This window comes from Arthrobacter sp. zg-Y1171 (assembly GCF_025244845.1).
Lineage (GTDB): Bacteria > Actinomycetota > Actinomycetes > Actinomycetales > Micrococcaceae > Arthrobacter_B.
In genome coordinates, this window is the sequence record NZ_CP104264.1 from 204435 (window position 1) to 224213 (window position 19779).

At 63.5% G+C, this 19779-nt stretch carries 11 protein-coding genes, 1 tRNA gene, 4 rRNA genes and 1 pseudogene; 12 read left to right on the top strand and 5 right to left on the bottom strand.

All coding sequences use genetic code 11. From position 1 onward, the window contains the following. The first annotated feature begins 130 nt into the window (after nt 1-130). The 6 genes from N2L00_RS01070 (at nt 131) to N2L00_RS01095 (ending at nt 7038) form a co-directional block, all read left to right on the top strand. A 16S ribosomal RNA gene (locus N2L00_RS01070) occupies nt 131-1658 on the top strand. A 526-nt stretch (nt 1659-2184) separates the two neighbouring features. Then, nucleotides 2185-5319, top strand: a 23S ribosomal RNA gene (locus N2L00_RS01075). A 279-nt stretch (nt 5320-5598) separates the two neighbouring features. Continuing rightward, nucleotides 5599-5715: ribosomal RNA gene (gene rrf / locus N2L00_RS01080) — 5S ribosomal RNA — on the top strand. A gap of 270 nt (nt 5716-5985) precedes the next feature. Continuing rightward, a 5S ribosomal RNA gene (gene rrf, locus N2L00_RS01085) occupies nt 5986-6102 on the top strand. Together the 16S, 23S and 5S rRNA genes form the textbook arrangement of a ribosomal RNA operon. A 160-nt stretch (nt 6103-6262) precedes the next feature. Continuing rightward, entirely contained in the window at nt 6263-6871 is a 609-nt protein-coding gene (locus tag N2L00_RS01090) for a TMEM175 family protein (protein WP_255863582.1), read from the top strand. A gap of 79 nt (nt 6872-6950) precedes the next feature. Continuing rightward, a tRNA-Ser gene (locus N2L00_RS01095) sits at nt 6951-7038 on the top strand. Between the two features lie 54 nt (nt 7039-7092). Here N2L00_RS01095 and N2L00_RS01100 read toward each other — a convergent pair. Together N2L00_RS01100 and N2L00_RS01105 are read right to left on the bottom strand one after the other, a co-directional pair. Then, complete coding sequence (locus tag N2L00_RS01100; protein WP_255863583.1) at nt 7093-9561, bottom strand: FtsX-like permease family protein; 2469 nt, start codon at nt 9559-9561, stop codon at nt 7093-7095. A gap of 1 nt (nt 9562) precedes the next feature. Next, the gene (locus N2L00_RS01105) at nt 9563-10318 is read right to left on the bottom strand and encodes an ABC transporter ATP-binding protein (RefSeq protein ID WP_255863584.1); all 756 of its coding nucleotides are present in this window, start codon (nt 10316-10318) and stop codon (nt 9563-9565) included. A gap of 162 nt (nt 10319-10480) precedes the next feature. On the opposite strand from N2L00_RS01105, the gene N2L00_RS01110 reads away from it, so the two are divergent. The 6 genes and pseudogenes from N2L00_RS01110 (at nt 10481) to N2L00_RS01135 (ending at nt 16313) form a co-directional block, all read left to right on the top strand. Continuing rightward, complete coding sequence (locus N2L00_RS01110; RefSeq protein ID WP_255863585.1) at nt 10481-11770, top strand: histidine kinase; 1290 nt, start codon at nt 10481-10483, stop codon at nt 11768-11770. Then, nucleotides 11758-12402, top strand: a complete 645-nt coding sequence (locus N2L00_RS01115; RefSeq protein ID WP_255863586.1) for a response regulator transcription factor — start codon at nt 11758-11760, stop codon at nt 12400-12402. The genes N2L00_RS01110 and N2L00_RS01115 overlap by 13 nt, the downstream gene beginning before the upstream one ends. Before the next feature lie 130 nt (nt 12403-12532). After that, on the top strand, nt 12533-13372 hold the full coding sequence (locus tag N2L00_RS01120) for an SDR family oxidoreductase (protein WP_255863587.1): 840 nt from the start codon (nt 12533-12535) through the stop codon (nt 13370-13372). A gap of 105 nt (nt 13373-13477) precedes the next feature. Then, nucleotides 13478-14528, top strand: a pseudogene (locus tag N2L00_RS01125) (class I adenylate-forming enzyme family protein); the annotation flags it as partial. Between the two features lie 192 nt (nt 14529-14720). Beyond that, nucleotides 14721-15077, top strand: coding sequence for an AMP-binding enzyme (locus tag N2L00_RS01130; RefSeq protein ID WP_255863725.1), 357 nt, complete (start codon nt 14721-14723; stop codon nt 15075-15077). Continuing rightward, the gene (locus N2L00_RS01135; protein WP_255863588.1) at nt 15078-16313 is read left to right on the top strand and encodes a beta-ketoacyl synthase; all 1236 of its coding nucleotides are present in this window, start codon (nt 15078-15080) and stop codon (nt 16311-16313) included. 17 nt (nt 16314-16330) lie between these two features. Here the strand turns inward: N2L00_RS01135 and N2L00_RS01140 are convergent, their stop codons facing one another. From N2L00_RS01140 to N2L00_RS01150, 3 genes are all read right to left on the bottom strand, one after another. Next, nucleotides 16331-17641, bottom strand: coding sequence for a hypothetical protein (locus tag N2L00_RS01140; RefSeq protein ID WP_255863589.1), 1311 nt, complete (start codon nt 17639-17641; stop codon nt 16331-16333). Between the two features lie 40 nt (nt 17642-17681). Then, nucleotides 17682-18746 carry a phosphatase PAP2 family protein gene (locus tag N2L00_RS01145; RefSeq protein WP_255767296.1) on the bottom strand — a complete coding sequence of 355 codons (1065 nt, stop codon included), beginning with the start codon at nt 18744-18746 and terminating at the stop codon, nt 17682-17684. A 141-nt stretch (nt 18747-18887) separates the two neighbouring features. Further along, nucleotides 18888-19580 carry a thioredoxin domain-containing protein gene (locus N2L00_RS01150; RefSeq protein WP_255863590.1) on the bottom strand — a complete coding sequence of 231 codons (693 nt, stop codon included), beginning with the start codon at nt 19578-19580 and terminating at the stop codon, nt 18888-18890. Nucleotides 19581-19779 lie beyond the last annotated feature (199 nt).

The window sequence follows — 19779 nt, forward strand, 5'->3', positions numbered from 1 at the left end:
TTATTTTGATTGGTTGAACAGGCCGTTCCGCCCACCCCGTGGGTATGGGACGGTTTTTTTAGCCGGTTTCGAATTTAGTGCAGTGCCTGCAGCCAATTTTCCTTGGCTCGGGTGCTGTGTCTGTAACACATTTACGGAGAGTTTGATCCTGGCTCAGGATGAACGCTGGCGGCGTGCTTAACACATGCAAGTCGAACGATGACTTCTGTGCTTGCACAGAATGATTAGTGGCGAACGGGTGAGTAACACGTGAGTAACCTGCCCCTGACTTCGGGATAAGCCTGGGAAACCGGGTCTAATACCGGATACAACGGACCACCGCATGGCGGTCCGTGGAAAGCTTTATGCGGTTTTGGATGGACTCGCGGCCTATCAGCTTGTTGGTTGGGGTAATGGCCCACCAAGGCGACGACGGGTAGCCGGCCTGAGAGGGTGACCGGCCACACTGGGACTGAGACACGGCCCAGACTCCTACGGGAGGCAGCAGTGGGGAATATTGCACAATGGGCGGAAGCCTGATGCAGCGACGCCGCGTGAGGGACGAATGCCTTCGGGTTGTAAACCTCTTTCAGCAGGGAAGAAGCGAAAGTGACGGTACCTGCAGAAGAAGCGCCGGCTAACTACGTGCCAGCAGCCGCGGTAATACGTAGGGCGCAAGCGTTATCCGGAATTATTGGGCGTAAAGAGCTCGTAGGCGGTTTGTCGCGTCTGCTGTGAAAGCCCGGGGCTCAACCCCGGGTCTGCAGTGGGTACGGGCAGACTAGAGTGATGTAGGGGAGACTGGAATTCCTGGTGTAGCGGTGAAATGCGCAGATATCAGGAGGAACACCGATGGCGAAGGCAGGTCTCTGGGCATTAACTGACGCTGAGGAGCGAAAGCATGGGGAGCGAACAGGATTAGATACCCTGGTAGTCCATGCCGTAAACGTTGGGCACTAGGTGTGGGGGACATTCCACGTTTTCCGCGCCGTAGCTAACGCATTAAGTGCCCCGCCTGGGGAGTACGGCCGCAAGGCTAAAACTCAAAGGAATTGACGGGGGCCCGCACAAGCGGCGGAGCATGCGGATTAATTCGATGCAACGCGAAGAACCTTACCAAGGCTTGACATGAACCGGAAAGGCCTGGAAACAGGTCCCCCACTTGTGGCCGGTTTACAGGTGGTGCATGGTTGTCGTCAGCTCGTGTCGTGAGATGTTGGGTTAAGTCCCGCAACGAGCGCAACCCTCGTTCTATGTTGCCAGCGCGTTATGGCGGGGACTCATAGGAGACTGCCGGGGTCAACTCGGAGGAAGGTGGGGACGACGTCAAATCATCATGCCCCTTATGTCTTGGGCTTCACGCATGCTACAATGGCCGGTACAAAGGGTTGCGATACTGTGAGGTGGAGCTAATCCCAAAAAGCCGGTCTCAGTTCGGATTGAGGTCTGCAACTCGACCTCATGAAGTTGGAGTCGCTAGTAATCGCAGATCAGCAACGCTGCGGTGAATACGTTCCCGGGCCTTGTACACACCGCCCGTCAAGTCACGAAAGTTGGTAACACCCGAAGCCGGTGGCCTAACCCCTTGTGGGAGGGAGCCGTCGAAGGTGGGACCGGCGATTGGGACTAAGTCGTAACAAGGTAGCCGTACCGGAAGGTGCGGCTGGATCACCTCCTTTCTAAGGAGCACCTCGAAGACCATGTCCTTCCACAGTGTTGGATGTGTGCTTTGCAGGAGATGCCCATATCGGAGACATATGTTCTCCGGTGGGTGCTCAAGGGTGGAATATCAATGGATAGGCGCCGGCATGCCGGCCGTAATGGATCAGTACGTTCCTTCCCTTGGGGAGGTTCCTGGAACATCCGCTGCGGCCCTGGTAAGTCCGGTTAGTCGTTTGGCACACTGTTGGGTCCTGAAGCAACAGGCACCCGTGTTCTTCTCCCTTCGGGGGTGGTTCTGCGGGTTGACTGGTTTGTTTCTGTTTGTTCCTGCGCAGGCCGGAACCGTGTCGCTGACAGCCCTTTGCGGGGTGGTCGGGTGCGGGGATGGGTGTGACGGGGTTGTTGTTTGAGAACTACATAGTGGACGCGAGCATCTTAAAATATTAAGTGCAATTTCAGAAAAACCTGGTAGATCCGGGTGCCTCTCAAGGGTGCCTGGTGAGACCGTGGTTTTCTCGATAGCGATAATAAATTGATCTTTGTGGTCAAGTTTTTAAGGGCACACGGTGGATGCCTTGGCATCAGGAGCCGAAGAAGGACGTAGGAATCTGCGATAAGCCTGGGGGAGTTGATAACCGAACTTTGATCCCAGGATGTCCGAATGGGGAAACCCCGCCCGGCGCGCGAGTGACCGGGTGACCCGCATCTGAACACATAGGGTGCGTGGAGGGAACGTGGGGAAGTGAAACATCTCAGTACCCACAGGAAGAGAAAACAACAGTGATTCCGTTAGTAGTGGCGAGCGAACGCGGAAGAGGCTAAACCAGTGGTGTGTGATAGCCGGCGGGCGTTGCATCACTGGGGTTGCGGGACTTTCCGTACCGATTCTGCCGGATCGGTGAAGTGAGTGCAGATGTATAGGTGAACCGGTTTGAAAGCCGGGCCGTAGAGGGTGTTAGCCCCGTAACCGGAATGCATGCTGCCGCTTGGAGAGGATCCCAAGTAGCACGGGGCCCGAGAAATCCCGTGCGAATCTGCCAGGACCACCTGGTAAGCCTAAATACTCCCTGATGACCGATAGCGGACAAGTACCGTGAGGGAAAGGTGAAAAGTACCCCGGGAGGGGAGTGAAATAGTACCTGAAACCGTGTGCCTACAAACCGTTGGAGCAGCTCTGATTGCTGTGACAGCGTGCCTTTTGAAGAATGAGCCTGCGAGTTAGTGTTACGTCGCGAGGTTAACCCGTGAGGGGAAGCCGTAGCGAAAGCGAGTCTGAATAGGGCGATGCAGTGGCGTGATCTAGACCCGAAGCGGAGTGATCTACCCATGGCCAGGTTGAAGCGACGGTAAGACGTCGTGGAGGACCGAACCCACTTCAGTTGAAAATGGAGGGGATGAGCTGTGGGTAGGGGTGAAAGGCCAATCAAACTCCGTGATAGCTGGTTCTCCCCGAAATGCATTTAGGTGCAGCGTTGCGTGTTTCTTACCGGAGGTAGAGCTACTGGATGGCTAATGGGCCCTACAAGGTTACTGACGTCAGCCAAACTCCGAATGCCGGTAAGTGAGAGCGCAGCAGTGAGACTGTGGGGGATAAGCTTCATAGTCGAGAGGGAAACAGCCCAGACCACCAACTAAGGCCCCTAAGCGTGTGCTAAGTGGGAAAGGATGTGGAGTTGCCCAGACAACCAGGAGGTTGGCTTAGAAGCAGCCACCCTTGAAAGAGTGCGTAATAGCTCACTGGTCAAGTGATTCCGCGCCGACAATGTAGCGGGGCTCAAGTACACCGCCGAAGTTGTGGATTTCAGATATAGATAAGCCTTCGTGGTTCAGTCGTCTGGAGTGGTAGGGGAGCGTCGTGTGGGCAGTGAAGCTGCGGTGTAAACCAGTGGTGGAGCCTACACGAGTGAGAATGCAGGCATGAGTAGCGAAAGACGGGTGAGAAACCCGTCCGCCGAATGATCAAGGGTTCCAGGGTCAAGCTAATCTGCCCTGGGTAAGTCGGGACCTAAGGCGAGGCCGACAGGCGTAGTCGATGGACAACGGGTTGATATTCCCGTACCGGCGAAGAACCGCCCATACCAAGCAGGGGACACTAACCGTCCGGAGCCTGCCCGATCACCCTTGTGGTGTGAGGGTTTTGGCCGAGCACGGGACCTGATCCTGGGAGGTAAGCGTATTAACAGGTGTGACGCAGGAAGGTAGCCGGGCCAGGCGATGGTAGACCTGGTCTAAGGACGTAGGGTCCGTGATAGGTAAATCCGTCACGGTGTCTTTGATGACGAACCTGAGATCCGACGGGACCCCCTCACGGGGGGATCCGGTGATCCTATGCTGCCTAGAAAAGCATCGGCGCGAGGTTCCAGCCGCCCGTACCCCAAACCGACACAGGTGATCAGGTAGAGAATACTAAGGCGATCGAGAGAATTATGGTTAAGGAACTCGGCAAAATGCCCCCGTAACTTCGGGAGAAGGGGGGCCCCAACCTTGATGGACACTTGCTGTCCGGAGGGGATCGGGGCCGCAGAGACCAGGGGGAAGCGACTGTTTACTAAAAACACAGGTCCGTGCGAAGTCGCAAGACGATGTATACGGACTGACTCCTGCCCGGTGCTGGAAGGTTAAGAGGACCGGTTAGCCCTTACGGGCGAAGCTGGGAATTTAAGCCCCAGTAAACGGCGGTGGTAACTATAACCATCCTAAGGTAGCGAAATTCCTTGTCGGGTAAGTTCCGACCTGCACGAATGGAGTAACGACTTCCCCGCTGTCTCAACCATAAACTCGGCGAAATTGCAGTACGAGTAAAGATGCTCGTTACGCGCAGCAGGACGGAAAGACCCCGAGACCTTTACTATAGTTTGGTATTGGTGTTCGGTGTGGCTTGTGTAGGATAGGTGGGAGACTGTGAGACCCGGACGCCAGTTCGGGTGGAGTCATCGTTGAAATACCACTCTGGTCATACTGGATATCTAACTTCGGCCCGTAATCCGGGTCAGGGACAGTGCCTGATGGGTAGTTTAACTGGGGCGGTTGCCTCCTAAAGAGTAACGGAGGCGCCCAAAGGTTCCCTCAGCCTGGTTGGCAATCAGGTGTCGAGTGTAAGTGCACAAGGGAGCTTGACTGTGAGAGAGACATCTCGAGCAGGGACGAAAGTCGGGACTAGTGATCCGGCGGTACATTGTGGAATGGCCGTCGCTCAACGGATAAAAGGTACCTCGGGGATAACAGGCTGATCTTGCCCAAGAGTCCATATCGACGGCATGGTTTGGCACCTCGATGTCGGCTCGTCGCATCCTGGGGCTGGAGTAGGTCCCAAGGGTTGGGCTGTTCGCCCATTAAAGCGGTACGCGAGCTGGGTTTAGAACGTCGTGAGACAGTTCGGTCCCTATCCGCTGCGCGCGCAGGAAATTTGAGAAGGGCTGTCCTTAGTACGAGAGGACCGGGACGGACGAACCTCTGGTGTGTCAGTTGTACTGCCAAGTGCACCGCTGATTAGCTACGTTCGGATGGGATAACCGCTGAAAGCATCTAAGCGGGAAGCCCGCTTCGAGATGAGATTTCCATACACCTTGTGTGTGAGAGGCCCCCAGCCAGACCACTGGGTTGATAGGCCGGATGTGGAAGCGGGGACTAAAGACCCGTGAAGCTGACCGGTACTAATAGGCCGATAACTTACACCACACCAACACCTGGACGGACACGACTTCAAACGGTCCGTCAAAGTATAAAGGGTGTTGTAGATCATGCTGCTTGCGTCCACTATGTGGTTCCCGGACAACAACCGTTGGTTGTTGCACCAGGAACGAACACCGAACCCACTATGTCCCCTTGTCCGGGGGCGGGTTCACCAATATTTACCGCACTGCCGGCACCCCTTTTGGGGTTTCGGGACGTGTTGTAACCATTGTTTTCCCCACGCATGCCCTGTTGGTTTCGGGTGTGTGGTGCGGGTGGAAGGGTTACGGCGGTCATAGCGTGGGGGAAACGCCCGGTCCCATTCCGAACCCGGAAGCTAAGACCCACAGCGCCGATGGTACTGCATCCGGGAGGATGTGGGAGAGTAGGTCACCGCCGGACAATATTTGAATACAGGGTGAGCCCGTACCAGTGCTGGTACGGGCTCTTCCTCTTTAACGGGCCAGGCCAGGCAGAACCCGCCGGCGCAGGGGCCTGCTGGGTTCGGCACTCTGTTGTTCAGTACTGTGTTTCTTCCGACATCCAGGACAAGCCCGGTTGCCCCGCGGTGGTCAAAACCGCCTGGAAGACGCGGTAAGATTAACGAACAGAACCCGAAAGGGCAGCCTGTAACCGAAGATTTCCTGCCGCATTAGCCGGCGGGGCTAGGGTTACGGCGGTCATAGCGTGGGGGAAACGCCCGGTCCCATTCCGAACCCGGAAGCTAAGACCCACAGCGCCGATGGTACTGCATCCGGGAGGATGTGGGAGAGTAGGTCACCGCCGGACATACGTTGGGATAAGGATCCGCACAAGGATGTGCGGGTCCTTATCTGTTTAACTCCACCTCCCGGGCCGTTTTTTCCAGCCGAGGCTCGACCCGCTGAGGGATGTGCGCAAGCATGGTCCGGTGGCCGGCGAAAACAGCAACAGCAAAGGCTTTGCGCGAGTGAATTCAGGTCCGGACCTGGACCGCACCATGTTCTTCAGTGACGCCGTCTTCGCTATCGCCATGACGCTGCTGGCCGTGGATATCCGGGTTCCGCAGGTGCCGGCAAACGAGCTGGGGGCGGCCGTGGCCGCGCAGCTTCCGGAGTTCGGCGCTTACGTCCTGTCCTTTGTGGTGACCGCCGCCTATTGGCTGAGCCACCACCGGCTCTTCCGGCTCCTTCGGGGATTCACCGGCCGGCTGCAGCAGTTGAACCTGGTGCTGCTGCTGTTCGTCGCGCTGCTGGGGTACGCCACCGACATGCTGGCGTTTTACGGAGACCAGGTGCTCGGCGTCGTGATTTATGCGGCGGCCCTGGGGCTTATCGGCACCGCGAATACCGGGCTGTGGATCTACTGCAGCCGTACGGGCCTTTTCCGGGATGACGTGGATCCCCGGCTTCCGGCATTCGCGCAGGTCCGCGCCCCGGTCACCCCTGCGGTTTTCCTGGCGTCGATTCCCATTGCCATCCTGTGGAGTCCGCAGGCGGCGATCTGGTCCTGGCTGGGAATTGTCATTATCAATGGCTTGCTCCATGGTCTCGGCCGCAGACGAACCGGCTCGGCGTAAGCTGCCCCTCAATGACGTCGATTCGTTGGTTTGGGCCTGTGTCGGGTAGTCTTATATCTGCTTCTACGGGAGCAAGCCTGGAGGATTCGCCTAGCGGCCTATGGCGCACGCCTGGAACGCGTGTTGGGTTAACGCCCTCGGGGGTTCAAATCCCCCATCCTCCGCCAGGACAAAGAAATACCCCGGTCTTCGGACCGGGGTATTTCTTTTTGCCCGAACAGCTACCGCTCGGCCCGCAGCGCGGCACGCGTGGCTACCGCAATGGAGCCCAGCCCGAGTGCCGCCGTCGCACCGGCCAGGCCGAGGTACACGGCCGGCACGATCGTGGGCAGCGGCACCCCCGAGATACTCACGGCGATTCCCATCAGCGGCGGCAGGGCCAGGACGGTGCCGATGACGACGGCGGCCGCGACTATCAGCAGGGACTCGGCTCCCATCATCCGCCGCAGCTGGGTATCCGACGCCCCCAGGGTCCGCAGCAGCAGCATCTCCGGCCGGCGCCGGGCCGTCGCCATCACCAACGTGTTGACCACGGAGACGGCAAGGTACCCAAGCAGGACCAGCATGGCGATCACCGAAACCCATGAGTCGGCATCCCGTTGCGCGGCTCCGGCCGCCCCGAACTCCTCCTTATCCAGGAGCGTCAGCCCGAGGCCGCTCACGGCAGAGGCCAGTTCTCCCGGATCGGTATCCGCCGCCGTGCTGACCAGCAGGTAGTCGTTCAGCCCCGTAGTGGTGTGGCTGCGCAGCGTCTCATTCGCCACCGCCACATCCCCGAATCCCAGCCCCCGTTCGTAGGTGGCGACGACGACGGCGGTCGCCTCGGTGCCGTCCCCGTAGTAGAAGTCGAAGTCCTCACCCACAGCCGTACCGGATTCCCGGGCCAGGTCCACGCTCAGTGCCACGGTGTCGGCATCCGTCAACCGGTCCAGTGACCCTTCGTTGACGTCCAGGTCCAGGGTTCCGTTCAGGTCCGCCAGGCCCTGAACGGCATAGGGCTGCACGCCATCCTCCATCCCCGCGAAGCCGGCCTTGGCCAGGACCGCGGAACGGGCCACCGGCGAGGTGGACTCCACCCCGGGAAGCTCAGCCACCTGATCGGCCAGATCCTCGGACACTCCTGACCCCGGAGCGCTGACCAGATACCCGGCCACCACCCCGTCACGGGACTGCCGCGCGGCTTCCGTTGCCACGGTGGCCGGCATAAAGAACTGCACGGACCCGAGCGCAATGGCCAGCGCCAGCGGAACGATTCCCGAGGCCAGCCGCCGCGGGAAGGCGCTGGCGTTGGCCTCCGCCAGGGCCAGCGACGCGGAGGGACTGCGGCGGACCAGCGGCCGCACCAGTCTCAAGGCACCCGTCACCAGCCACGTCCCCAGCAGGCCCGCGCCGATCATCAGGAGCAGGATGCTGGAGGCTGCCGACGCCAGGCCCGCAGTGCCTGGAACCGCAATCGGTACCAAAGCCGCAACCAGACCGGCCGCCAGCAGGGACAGCCCGGTGATGACGCGTCCGCGGCCCAGCCGGGAAGCCTCCGTCACGGAGTCCCGCAGGGCATCCGTCGGCGCCGCACGGACCGTACCCCGCGCCGAGACGAGCGAGGCACCCACTGCTGCGGCGACACTGATGGCCACTGCAGCCAGGGCCGGCAGCGGGCTGTAGGCCAGGACGAAGGATTCCGGAAGCACGCCGCCGGCAACGAACTGGTTGCCCAGGAACCATGCCAGCAGGAAACCGGGTGCCGCGCCCAGCACGGCGGCAGCGCTGGACACCAGCAGGACTTCACGCATCACGAGGCCCAGGGTCTGGTTCGCTCCGGCTCCCACTGCGCGCAGCATCGCGAATTCCCGGCGCCGCGCCATGATGGACAGGGACAGGGTTCCTGCAGTCACAAAGACCGCGGTCATCACTGCCACACCTGCCAGCGACCCGCTGAGCAGCAGCAGCGTGGAGCGGGCGGCGGACCCGCCGAGATTCTCCACGTCTCCGCGGCGGTCCCCGGTATAGCCGACGACGTCGGCCACCTGCGCCTCGATATCGGCGGAGAGCTGCGCCGGCCGGATGCCGGATTCGGCGATCACGCCGACGGTGGCCACCGTGTCGCCGTGCGGCCACAGGGCCTGGGCACCGGCGGTGCTCAGGAAAGCGGCAGGGCCGGTGTCTACTCCGGACTCGGGAGCGGCGACGCCGGACACCGTGTACTCGGTGGGTTCCCCGCCGTGGGTAAGGGTAAGCGAGGTGCCCGGAGTTGCTCCGAAGGATTCATCCACCACCACTTCGGTTGCCCGTTCGGGAGCTTCCCCGGAGGTCAGTGTGTAGGGAGTCAGGGCCGCGGAGTCCCAGGCGGCGGCGGAAACCGCCGTACCGTCGGTGGTGGCCAGGGGAAGCTCGATGCTGCCCACGGCGCGTTCGACGCCGGGAACGGCTGCGATTTCGTTCACCGCTTCGGCGGGAAGCAGGACGCGCTCGGCGAACGGGGCGTCCATGTCTTCGACTACGGGATGGGCCTGCGGCGCACCTACGACGACGTCGGCCCCCTGCAGGCGCTGCGGGGCAATGCCGCCGCGGGTTCCGGACTCAATGAGGACGCCCATCGCGGTGATGAGCGCGGCGCACAGGAACACGGCTACGAAAACCCCGGCGAATCCGCCGCGGTGGTGCCGGATGGATGCTCTGGCAAGGGAAAACATGTTAGCGCTCCCCGAGGTTGGCCATGCGTTCGCTGACGTCGTGGGCGGTGGCGCCGGTCATGCTGCCGTCGAGGCGCCCGTCCGCAAGGAAAATGACCGTGTCTGCGTGCCCGGCTGCCACCGGGTCGTGGGTCACCATCACCACCGTCTGGCCCAGCGCGGAGACGGTGTGCCGCAGCAGGTCCAGCACCTGGCGTGCAGTGCCGGAGTCCAGGGCGCCGGTGGGTTCGTCCGCAAAGACGGCATCCGGGCGGGTGATCAGTGCCCGGGCGATGGCCGCCCGCTGCTGCTGGCCGCCGGAGAGTTCCTGCGGCTTCCGCTCACCCAGTCCGGACAGCCCGACTGCCTCCAGCACATAGTCCAGCCAGGCCTTGTCCGTGCCCCGTCCGGCCAGCAGCAGCGGCAGTGTCACGTTCCGCGCGACGGTCAGCTGGGGGAGCAGGTTGTAGGACTGGAATACAAAACCGACGTGGTCCCGGCGGAAGCGGGTCAGGGCCTTGCTGTGCAGCTTCGAGATTTCGGTGCTGCCCAGCAGCACCCGGCCGCTGTCCGGGGCGTCCAGTCCGGCTGCGCACTGCAGCAACGTGCTTTTGCCGGAACCGGAGGGTCCCATGATGGCCGTGAAGGTGCCGGCCGGAACGGCCAGGGACACATCGCGAAGGGCCGGCACGCTGGTGTTGCCGGACCGGTAGCTCTTGGACACGCCCTGCAGCTGGAGGGCTGCGGGGCCGGAGAATTCGGAGGCGTCGGAGTACATCGGGTCATCCTTTGGTCGAGGGGTGCGGGTTCGTGGGGTGAGCTGACCTGCTGACTTCGACGCTACGGATTCCGGAAACCGGATCCGATACAGCCAATAGCCCGGTTTGGGGTATAGCTGGCTATACCGACAGCCCGATGGGGGTCGGGCATAATTCAACGGGTGAGACTTCCCAGCCGCGCCAAGACCCGTCTCCGGGATGCGGCCTTCCTAGTGCGCGAGGGCTGGTACTGGCTGGCGTCCCTGACCGTTCTGGTGGCCGGTATTGGGCTGCTTCCGTTCGTGGCCCTGGGGGTGGGCTTGTATGCGGTGCCTACCCTCCTGGACCTCCTGAACCGTTTGGCCGCCAGGGCGCAGGCCCGTTCGGCGGCGTTCTCCTCTGCTGTCATTCCCTTTGACCGGCGCCGCCTCACCGGTAGGTATTCGTTCACCGAGCTGGCCGCCCTGCTGAGTGCTCCGGAAACGAAGCGGGACCTCTCCTGGCTGCTTTTCCACTGCGCATTTGCCGTACTGGCAGCGGCGCTGGCCCTGGCGCTTCCCTTCGGTGCCGTGCTCTATGTAGCGGCGGCGCCCCTGTGGCAGCTGTTCCCGCCGGACGCACCGCTGGAACTGACCATCTTCGTCCGCAGCTGGGGCGATGCCGTCCTGATGATGCTGCTGGGACTCATATACGCCGCCGGGGCATGGCTGCTGCTGCCCTGGCTGGCACGGCGGTTCAGTGCGGCGACCCTGGGGATCCTTTCCCCGCGCCGGTATGCGGACCTGGCCCGCCGCATTTCCGACCTCTCGGCGGCCCGGGCCAGTGCCCTGGCCGCCCATGCAGCGGAGCTGCGCCGGATTGAACGCGAACTGCACGACGGCGCGCAGAACCGGCTGGTCGGCGTCGTGATGATGCTGGGACTGGCCCAGCGTGCGGCCGAAACCGACCCGGCGGCCGCCGTACCGTTCATCGGGCGGGCACAGGATGCCGCGTCGGAAGCACTCGCCGGACTGCGCGCCGCAGTACACGATATTTATCCGCCGGTCCTGGACGAACTCGGCCTGGGCGGTGCGGCCTCGGCCCTCACCAGCCGCTCGCCCATACCCTGCTCCCTGGACGTGGAGGGTCTGCTGCGCGCGCCGGCAGCAGTGGAATCGGCGGCATATTTCGTCCTGGCCGAAGCCCTGACCAATGCTGCGAAACACTCCGGCGCCTCCCGGATCGACGTGGTGCTCCGCACCGAATCAATGGCTCGGGAGGACGTCCTGGTGATCCTGGTGAACGACGACGGCCGCGGCGGCGCGAGGGTGGATCCGGCCGCCGGCGCGCAGGCTACGGCTGATGCCAACGGCTCCGGCACAGGTCTGGCCGGGATCGCCCGCCGTGCCGCCGCGTTCGGCGGCAGGCTGGTGCTGAACAGCCCCGAGGGCGGACCAACAAACATAAGGGTGGAACTGCCATGCGCCTTCTGATCGCCGAAGATGATGCCCTGCTGCGCGCCGGGCTGGAACTGCTGCTCGAGAGCGAAGGGTTCGACGTGGTGGGTTCCTGGGACAACGCCGATGACCTGCTCGCGGCCTTCGAACCCGGCAGCGCCGACGGCGCCGTGCTGGACGTCCGGATGCCGCCGACCTTCACCAACGAGGGGCTGCGGGCCGCCCTGGAACTGAGGTCCCGGGTTCCTGAGTTCCCGGTGCTGGTTCTCTCCGCGTATGTGGAGGACCGGTACGCCAGCCGGCTGCTGGCCTCCGGCGCCCAGGGCGTGGGCTACCTGCTGAAGGAGCGGGTGGGCAACGTTGGCGAATTCGTGGACGGACTGCGGCGTGTGGCTGCCGGCGGCACCGTAATGGACCCGGAGGTCATCGCCCAGCTGTTCAGCCGGCGCAGCAACCAGGATCCCATCCGGTCGCTGACTCCGCGCGAGTTCGAAGTGCTGGGGCTGGTGGCCGAAGGGCTGGGCAACACCGCCATTGCCTCGGCCATTTCCGTCTCCGAAACCGCGGTCAGCAAACACATCGGCAATATCTTCGCGAAGCTCGGGCTTGCCCAGTCGGACAGCGGCCACCGCAGGGTGCTGGCGACTCTCGCGTACCTCCGCTCCTGACCGGCGGGTGCCGCAGGGCACGTAGCCGGGTCGGGCACTCGCGTAGCGCAGGTTTCGTTGCGGGTCTTGTTTCCCGGACGGCACCGGTGACAAGGTGTGATGCACTACAGCCGGGCGCAGGAGGACACACGTGGGACATGGCGGCGGAAAGGTAGCGCTGATCACCGGTGCTTCGCGGGGAATCGGCCGGCGCGTGGCGGAGCGGCTCGCGGCGCAGGGGACCGCCGTCGTCGTCAGTTACCGGCGGAATGCCGAGCTGGCCAAGGAAGTGGTCACCACGCTGCAGGAACTCGGCGGCAGCGGCATAGCGGTGCAGGCCGATGTGGAGAACCCCGAAGACATTGTCCGGCTCTTCGATGCCGCAGCGGACGAATACGGCCGGCTGGACTACTTCATCAACAACGCCGCTGCCGCCGCGTTCAAGAACGTGGTGGACCTGAAAACCCATCATCTGGACCGTGCATACGCCGTGAACGTGCGGCCGTTTGTCCTCGGCGCGCAGGAAGCGGTGAAACTGATGGACGACGGCGGCCGGATAGTCGCGCTCACCAGTTACGGCAGTACCCGGGCCTTCCCGACCTATGCCGCCCTCGGCTCCTACAAGGCCGCAGTGGAGTCCTTTGTCCGGTTCATGGCGGTGGAATTCGGCCCCTACGGCATCAACGTCAACGCGGTGAACGGCGGGCTGATCGATTCCGATTCGCTGGACTACTTCTACTCCATGGACGGCATGGCGCCCATGGACAGCGTCATCTCCCGCCTGCCCAAACGCCGTCCCGGCACCGTGGATGAAATGGCCGCCGCGGTGGAGTTCCTGCTCTCCCCGGGTGCGGAGTACATCACCGGCCAGGTCCTGGCGGTCGACGGCGGCCTCTCGGTCATTGCCCCGCCGTTCCATTCCGACGCGTCCGGCCCGCCGGTCGCCCTGCCGGACCGGCCAACCCGGCCCACCCGAGGCGGCAGCCGGTAAGGGCGCCGTCCGGACTGAAAGGAAGCATCAGTGAGCTACGATCCCGCCCGTTACCGGAACTACTTCGAACACTCCCTGACCTATGCGGCCGGCTTCGCACGCAATGTGGCCCGGTACGCTGACCGCGTTGCCCTCGCCGATCCGCCGTCGGGCCGGGAATTCACGTACGCCCAGCTGGGCGACGCCGTGAACTCCGTGGCGCGTGCCCTGGCCGAGCGCGGCGTGGGCCGCGGGGACCGGGTGCTCTACCAGCTCTACAACGGCATCGAATTCGCCCTCCTGTACCTGGCGACCCAGCGGCTGGGGGCTCGTTCCGGTGAACTACCGGCTGGCGCCCGCGGAGACGGCGCATATCCTGCGGGACAGTGATCCGGTGGTGTTCGTTGTGGACGCCGAGCACACCGAGACGGCTGCGCAGGCGCTGGAGCTTGCCGGGGTGTCGCCGCTGGTCCTGGTGGCTGGCGCTCCCGACTCCGGGGCGTGGGGACTGGGCTCCGGGCATTTGGGGCAGGACTTCGACACCGCCGTCGAGCAGGCCGCCGGGGACCTGCCGGACCTCCCCGAGGACTTTTCCACCTTCGAGGAAAGCACCCGCTTCTACACCTCGGGCACCACGGGCATGCCCAAGGGGGTGCCGCTGCCGTCCATCGCCGAGCTGATGAGCGCGCACGACGTCATCATGCACTTTCCGCTCAGCCCGCAGGACCGCACCCTGAACATGACCCCGTGGTTCCACCGCGGCGGCCTGCACTCCGGCGGGCCCAACCCGGTGTTCTACATCGGCGGGTCCGTGGTGCCGCTGCGCAGCTTCAACCCGGCCACGGTACTGGACTGGGTGGGGGAGCAGGGGCTGACGTATCTGATCGGCGCCCCGACCACGCTGGAGATGATCGCCGTCGAGCAGGAAAAGAATCCGCGGAACCTGGAGACCCTGCGGGGCATCGTCACCATGGGCGCACCGTTGGACCGCGCCGCTGCCATCCGGTACCAGGAACTGCTGACGCCGCGGATCTTCAACGGCTACGGAACCACCGAGGGTTTCTGGAACACCTTCCTGCGGCCCGAGGACCTCCCCGCCCATGCCGGCAGTGCCGGGCGGGCGTGCACGGACGACGACGTCGCCGTCGTCCGCGTGTTTGAAGGCCGCCGCGGGCAGCCGCACGAACTGGCCGCCCGGGACGGCAGCGAAATCGGCGAGGTGATCATGCGCTCGCCGAAATCCGGGTTCAGCTACGCCAACCTGCCCCACGTCGAGGAGGAGAAGTTCCACGACGGGTGGCTTTACCCCGGGGACATGGCCACCTGGGATGCGGAAGGTTACCTGACCATCATGGGCCGGACCGATGACATGATCATTTCCGGAGGGGAGAACATCCATCCGGTGCAGGTGGAAGCCGCGCTCGCGGACCATCCCGGCGTCCTCGAATCCGTGGTGGTGGGAGTGCCGGATGACCGGTGGGGCCAGCGCGTGGTGGCGTACGTGGTGCGCCGGGACGCGGAGCTCGACGCCGACGGGCTGGATGCGTTTTGCCTGGCCCATCCCGGGCTGGCCGATTTCAAGCGGCCCCGCGGCTACCGTTTTGTCGACGAAGTGCCGATGACCGCCACCGGAAAGAAGATGCACTACAAGGTGGCGGATTCCGCGGCGCAGGACTGGCTGGACGGCCGGATGCACGTACCGGCGCCGGTCCGGAAGGCGGAGTAGATGGACGAGCGCGTGGTCATCACCGGCATGGGGGCGGTGACGCCGCTCGGCGGTACCTGGGGCGAAACCTGGGCGGGACTGAAGGACGGGCGCAGCGGGATCGACAAGATCACTGCCTTCGATGCCTCTGAGTTTCCCACCCGGATTGCCGGGGAGGTGAAGAACTTTGATCCGGCGCAGTACCTGCCGGTCAAGCGGCTGCGCCGGTCCTCCCGCGCCTCCCAGCTGGCAGTGGCGGCCTCACGCGAGGCGGTGGCCGACGCCGGACTGGGACCATCGCTGGAGAACACCGACGCGGCGGTGATCATCAACAGTGCTGTCTCCGGGTATCCGGAAATCCAGTCCGCCACGGAGATCTTCGGCCGTGACGGGCTGCGGCCCATCAGCCCCAGTTTCGTGGCGTCGTCGCTGACGAACATGCCAGCCTGCGAGGTGGCCATCGATCTGGTGGTTCACGGTCCCGTGAATGCCAGCGCCCTGGCCTGTGCCAGCGGTACCCAGGCTTTGCTGGAGGCACGCCGCACCCTGCTGGCCGGCGAAGCGGACGTGGTGGTGGCCGGCGGAACCGATGCAGCCATTACGTCCGTGATGTTCGCCGGGCTCAGTGCCATGCGCGGGTTGTCCCGGAACAACGATTCTCCCCAGGAAGCCAGCCGTCCCTTCGATGCGGACCGGGACGGTTTTGTCTTTGCCGAGGGAGCCGTGGTGTGCGTGATGGAACTGCTCAGCCATGCCCGTGCCCGTGGTGCCGAGGTGTACGCGGAGCTGCTGGGCGGCGCACTGACGTCCGACGCGTTCCACATTGTGGCCCCGGAACCCGGCGGACAGTATGCGGCCCAAGCTATATGCCGCACCCTGGACCGGTCCCGGCTGAACCCCGAGGATGTGGACCTGATCTGCGCCCACGGGACCTCCACGCAGGCCAATGACCGGACCGAAACCCTTGCACTGCACACGGCTTTCGGCGAGCACGCGTCGTCGCTTGCGGTCACGGCACCCAAGTCCATGACCGGACACCTCATCGGTGCTGCGGGGACCCTCGGATCCCTGCTCTGCGTGATGGCGATAGTCGAGGGTGTCATCCCGCCGACCCTGAACTATGCCACACCGGATCCGGAGTGCGACCTGGACTATGTTCCCGGTGCCGCCCGTGAGGCTCCCGTCCGCTACGCGCTCACCAACGCCTTCGGTTTCGGCGGCCAAAACGCTGTGGCGGCCTTCGGTCCTGTGACCTGACGTTCCTCCCGCAGGCGCTACTTGCAGTAGGAGTCGACGCCGGCCGCGTAAGCCTCCGGATAGAACTCCACGGCCAACTTGAAGGTTGCGTCACTCCACTCGCTGTCCCGGCTACTCCAGGCCGACGACACGTAGTCCGTATTGAAGTCGGGTTCCAGGCGAGAGTTCCAGATGTTCCGTTTTACCGGTGACGGATGCAGCCAACGGTCCGGTTCCCCGGTGCAGGCGGCATCCCAGTACTCCACGAGATCTGCATAGACCATACCGACGGCCAGCCTTCTGCCGTTATCCTTCGCGGCCTCATCGAGAACCCAGTCGGTGTACTGCTGGGCATGCTCCCGCACGCCGGGATCCACGATTTGATCGGTCTCGCGCTTCTGCCTGTAGGCCGCCGCCCCGCGGTGGTCGATGACGGCTTTTTCCCCCACCCGGTCCAGGTAGGCCTGGACTTCCGGTGACGTCATCACCGGGCTGTTCCAGAAGGCCTCGTAATCCTCCGCCGTCAGCTGCCCCGCGGCGTTGGGGTGCGTCTCCAGGGATTCCAGCAGCATATCTGCCTCATGGGTAACCGAGAACAGGAGGTTCATATCGCCCGGATGGCTGCTCTCCGGCGGTATCGGTAACTTGCAGAAACGGGGGTGGGCGGCTTCAAAGGCAGCCGGGTAGACCTTGGCCACCAGGCTGGTTGCCTGCCTTGTAGAGTCCTCCGATTCCAGCAGCGACAGGATCTGGGGCTGGGTGGTAGTCCAGTTTCGAATGGGATGCCCGTTGGCCTGGTAGGAGACGTCGTCCGTGTCCCAGCGGTGGCAGGTCTTTCTGGACAGCTGTGCCAAGTCGTCATAAACCGCACTCTTCGCACCCTGGACCGTGCCGTGTGAGGCGAGCTCGGCTATCTCGTCCACGGCGGCCTGGGCGTTGGCACGTTTGGCTGGGTCTACGATCCCGTCCACCCTGTACTCCATGTGCTTCACGTCCTCTTGGAGACGCGCCTTCCATCCCTCGTTGATGACGTCCAGCAGTGCAAGGGCGTCCGGGGTGTTCAGGGCAGGTTCAGCCCAGAAGGCCGCGTAGTCTTCCTCGCTGATGTCTGCGGGGAGCGGGTCCGACGCGTAATGCACAGTGCTGCGCGAGGTCACCACTATGTAGCCTTCCGCCCGGGAATCCTCGGCGGCCTCGGTATACGTCGAGTACTCGACCCACAGATAGGCGGCAACAAGGGCGACCACCACAAACAGGCTCACAAAGGTTACGACTGCCACCTTGAGCGGGCTGAACCTGCGTGGCTTGGGAGCCAGGTAGTCAGGCAGCACGATTGGATGTTGGCTCAACGTGCCGCCTCTCAGTAGGGGTGGTTCCCGCTGACGAAGCCTACCGCACGGACGAGGCGAGCTCCGGCTCGACGTCGGGTGTTGCCGGCGCCTTCCGGTTCCCGGCGTTTACGGCCTTCGCGGCCAGCCACACCGACACAGCGCCGAGGGCAAGTCCGGCGAACACATCGAGGACGTAATGCCAGCCGAAGTAGACCGTGGCCAGGGTGGTCAGGAGTAGGTAGATCCACATAACCCACCGCGCCACCTTCGGCAGGCGGGTCAGGTGCGCCACCAGCGCTGCCGTAAAGACGATGGATGTGTGCAGGGAGGCGAAGGCTGCAATGCCGTGGACCGCGTCGGTGGCTAGCGGATTCGCCAGCACTTCGATCCGGTTTTCATACAGGCTGTCCTGCAGGCCTGAGACGGCGGTTTCCGGCAGGTCGCTGAACGGGGCGGCGTCGTAGTAGACCGGACCCAGGGACGGCAGGGCGTAGTAGCTGACGGTGCCGAGGATCCAGTTGAAGGACAGGGCTGTGGCATACCAGGCCCCGCGCTGCAGGTTGTTGGACCACACCAGCGCCGCGGCGAGGGAGACCGGAACGAAGACCATAAAAAGCATGTAGACGCCGGAGAGCAGGTCGGCGCTGAAGCCGGTGCCCAGCAGTTCATGCAGGACATCGCCGGGGTAGCTTCCGCCGGCCAGCCATTTGTCCGATTCCTCCAGCAGCCGGTCCGTCAGGTGGTCCTGCAGGAACGGCAGGAAGCTCTTGAGGTTCCGGTAGGACATGTACGCGAGGTAGAAGGTGATCAGTCCCGCCACGGCCACAGCCAGCCGGGGTCCGGACCAGCGCGTCCGCAGCACATCGGACGTCGCGGCTCCTACGCCGCCCAGCTCCCGGCGTCGAGCGAATACCCGAGGCACGACGTCGGCGGCGATCATCAGGAGCACCATCAGCGGCAGGCGCACGTAACTCGGGCCCAGGAATCCTTCCGGATCCCGGACGGGCAGACCCGTCACCACGGCGGTCACCAGCATGACCACGGTAAAGAGGACCGACACAATCAGGGGGACGCCGAAGAGGCGGCGCCAGGCAGGGCGGACGGAGCCGGCTTCGATAGTCATGAGACATTTTTATCCCAAGATTGGTATAAACCTGTTATCGAAGGACCCCCACCCTCAGTATGCTTTCGATCACACCGGGGGGCGTGTTTCCGTCCTGCCTGACCCGGGAGCCTGCACCCGGCCGGCGCCGGGGACCCGGCCCTACTTGTTCAGAGCTGCGTCCAGCTGTTCCTGGATGGCGCCGTAATCCACGGAGTCCAGCTCCAGGATGCGGTCATCGAGGATCAGCGACGGGGTGCCGCGAAGCTGGAGGTCCTGGGCGTCTTCCAGGTCCTGGACCACCCGATCCCTAATAGCGTCCGACGTGTAGTCGGCCTGGAACTTCTCGGTGTCCAGGCCCAGGTCCTCCGCGTAGGAGACGAAGAGGTCATCGACATCGCTCTGGTTCTTCCAGTCCTGCTGGTGCTCAAAGATGGACGCAGCCATCGCCTCCTGGGCGCCCTGTTCCGCGGCGGCTTCCACGGCCCGGGCAGCCGGCGCTGCGTTCTGATGCTTGGGCAGCGGGTAGTTCCGCACAAGGATGCGGACCTCATCTCCGTAATCGTTCTTGGCCTGCTGGATCAGCGTGTCCATCTGGGCGCAGTAGGGGCACTGGTAGTCGGTAAACAGCACGAGGGTGGCTTTGGGGTCTGCGGGGTCGGTGATTGCCCTCGCATCCGCGGGAGCCACCTGCTCCCTGCGGTCAGCCGGGATGGAAGTTTCCGCCGACGGGCTGGCTGATGCTTCTGCCGTGGCGGTGCCTCCCGATGATTCGGAATCCGACGCCGCACAGGAGACCAGGGTGCCGACTGCGAGCAGCCAGGCAATCAGCAGGGCGAGGATGCTCTTGCGCATAGTTCCTTCCGGTGTGAGGTGTCAGGGTTCGCGGTTCGGCGCGCTCTGAAGCCCTCCAACGGCGGTGCCGGCATGAGGCGATGTCCCACCCGCGAGGCGATGTCCACCCGTGAGGCCCAGGCTGCGCCCACTAATTTTGATGGTCCCACCGGATCCGACCGTCCGGTAGCCTGCAATCCGGCATGGGTTTATATGCTTT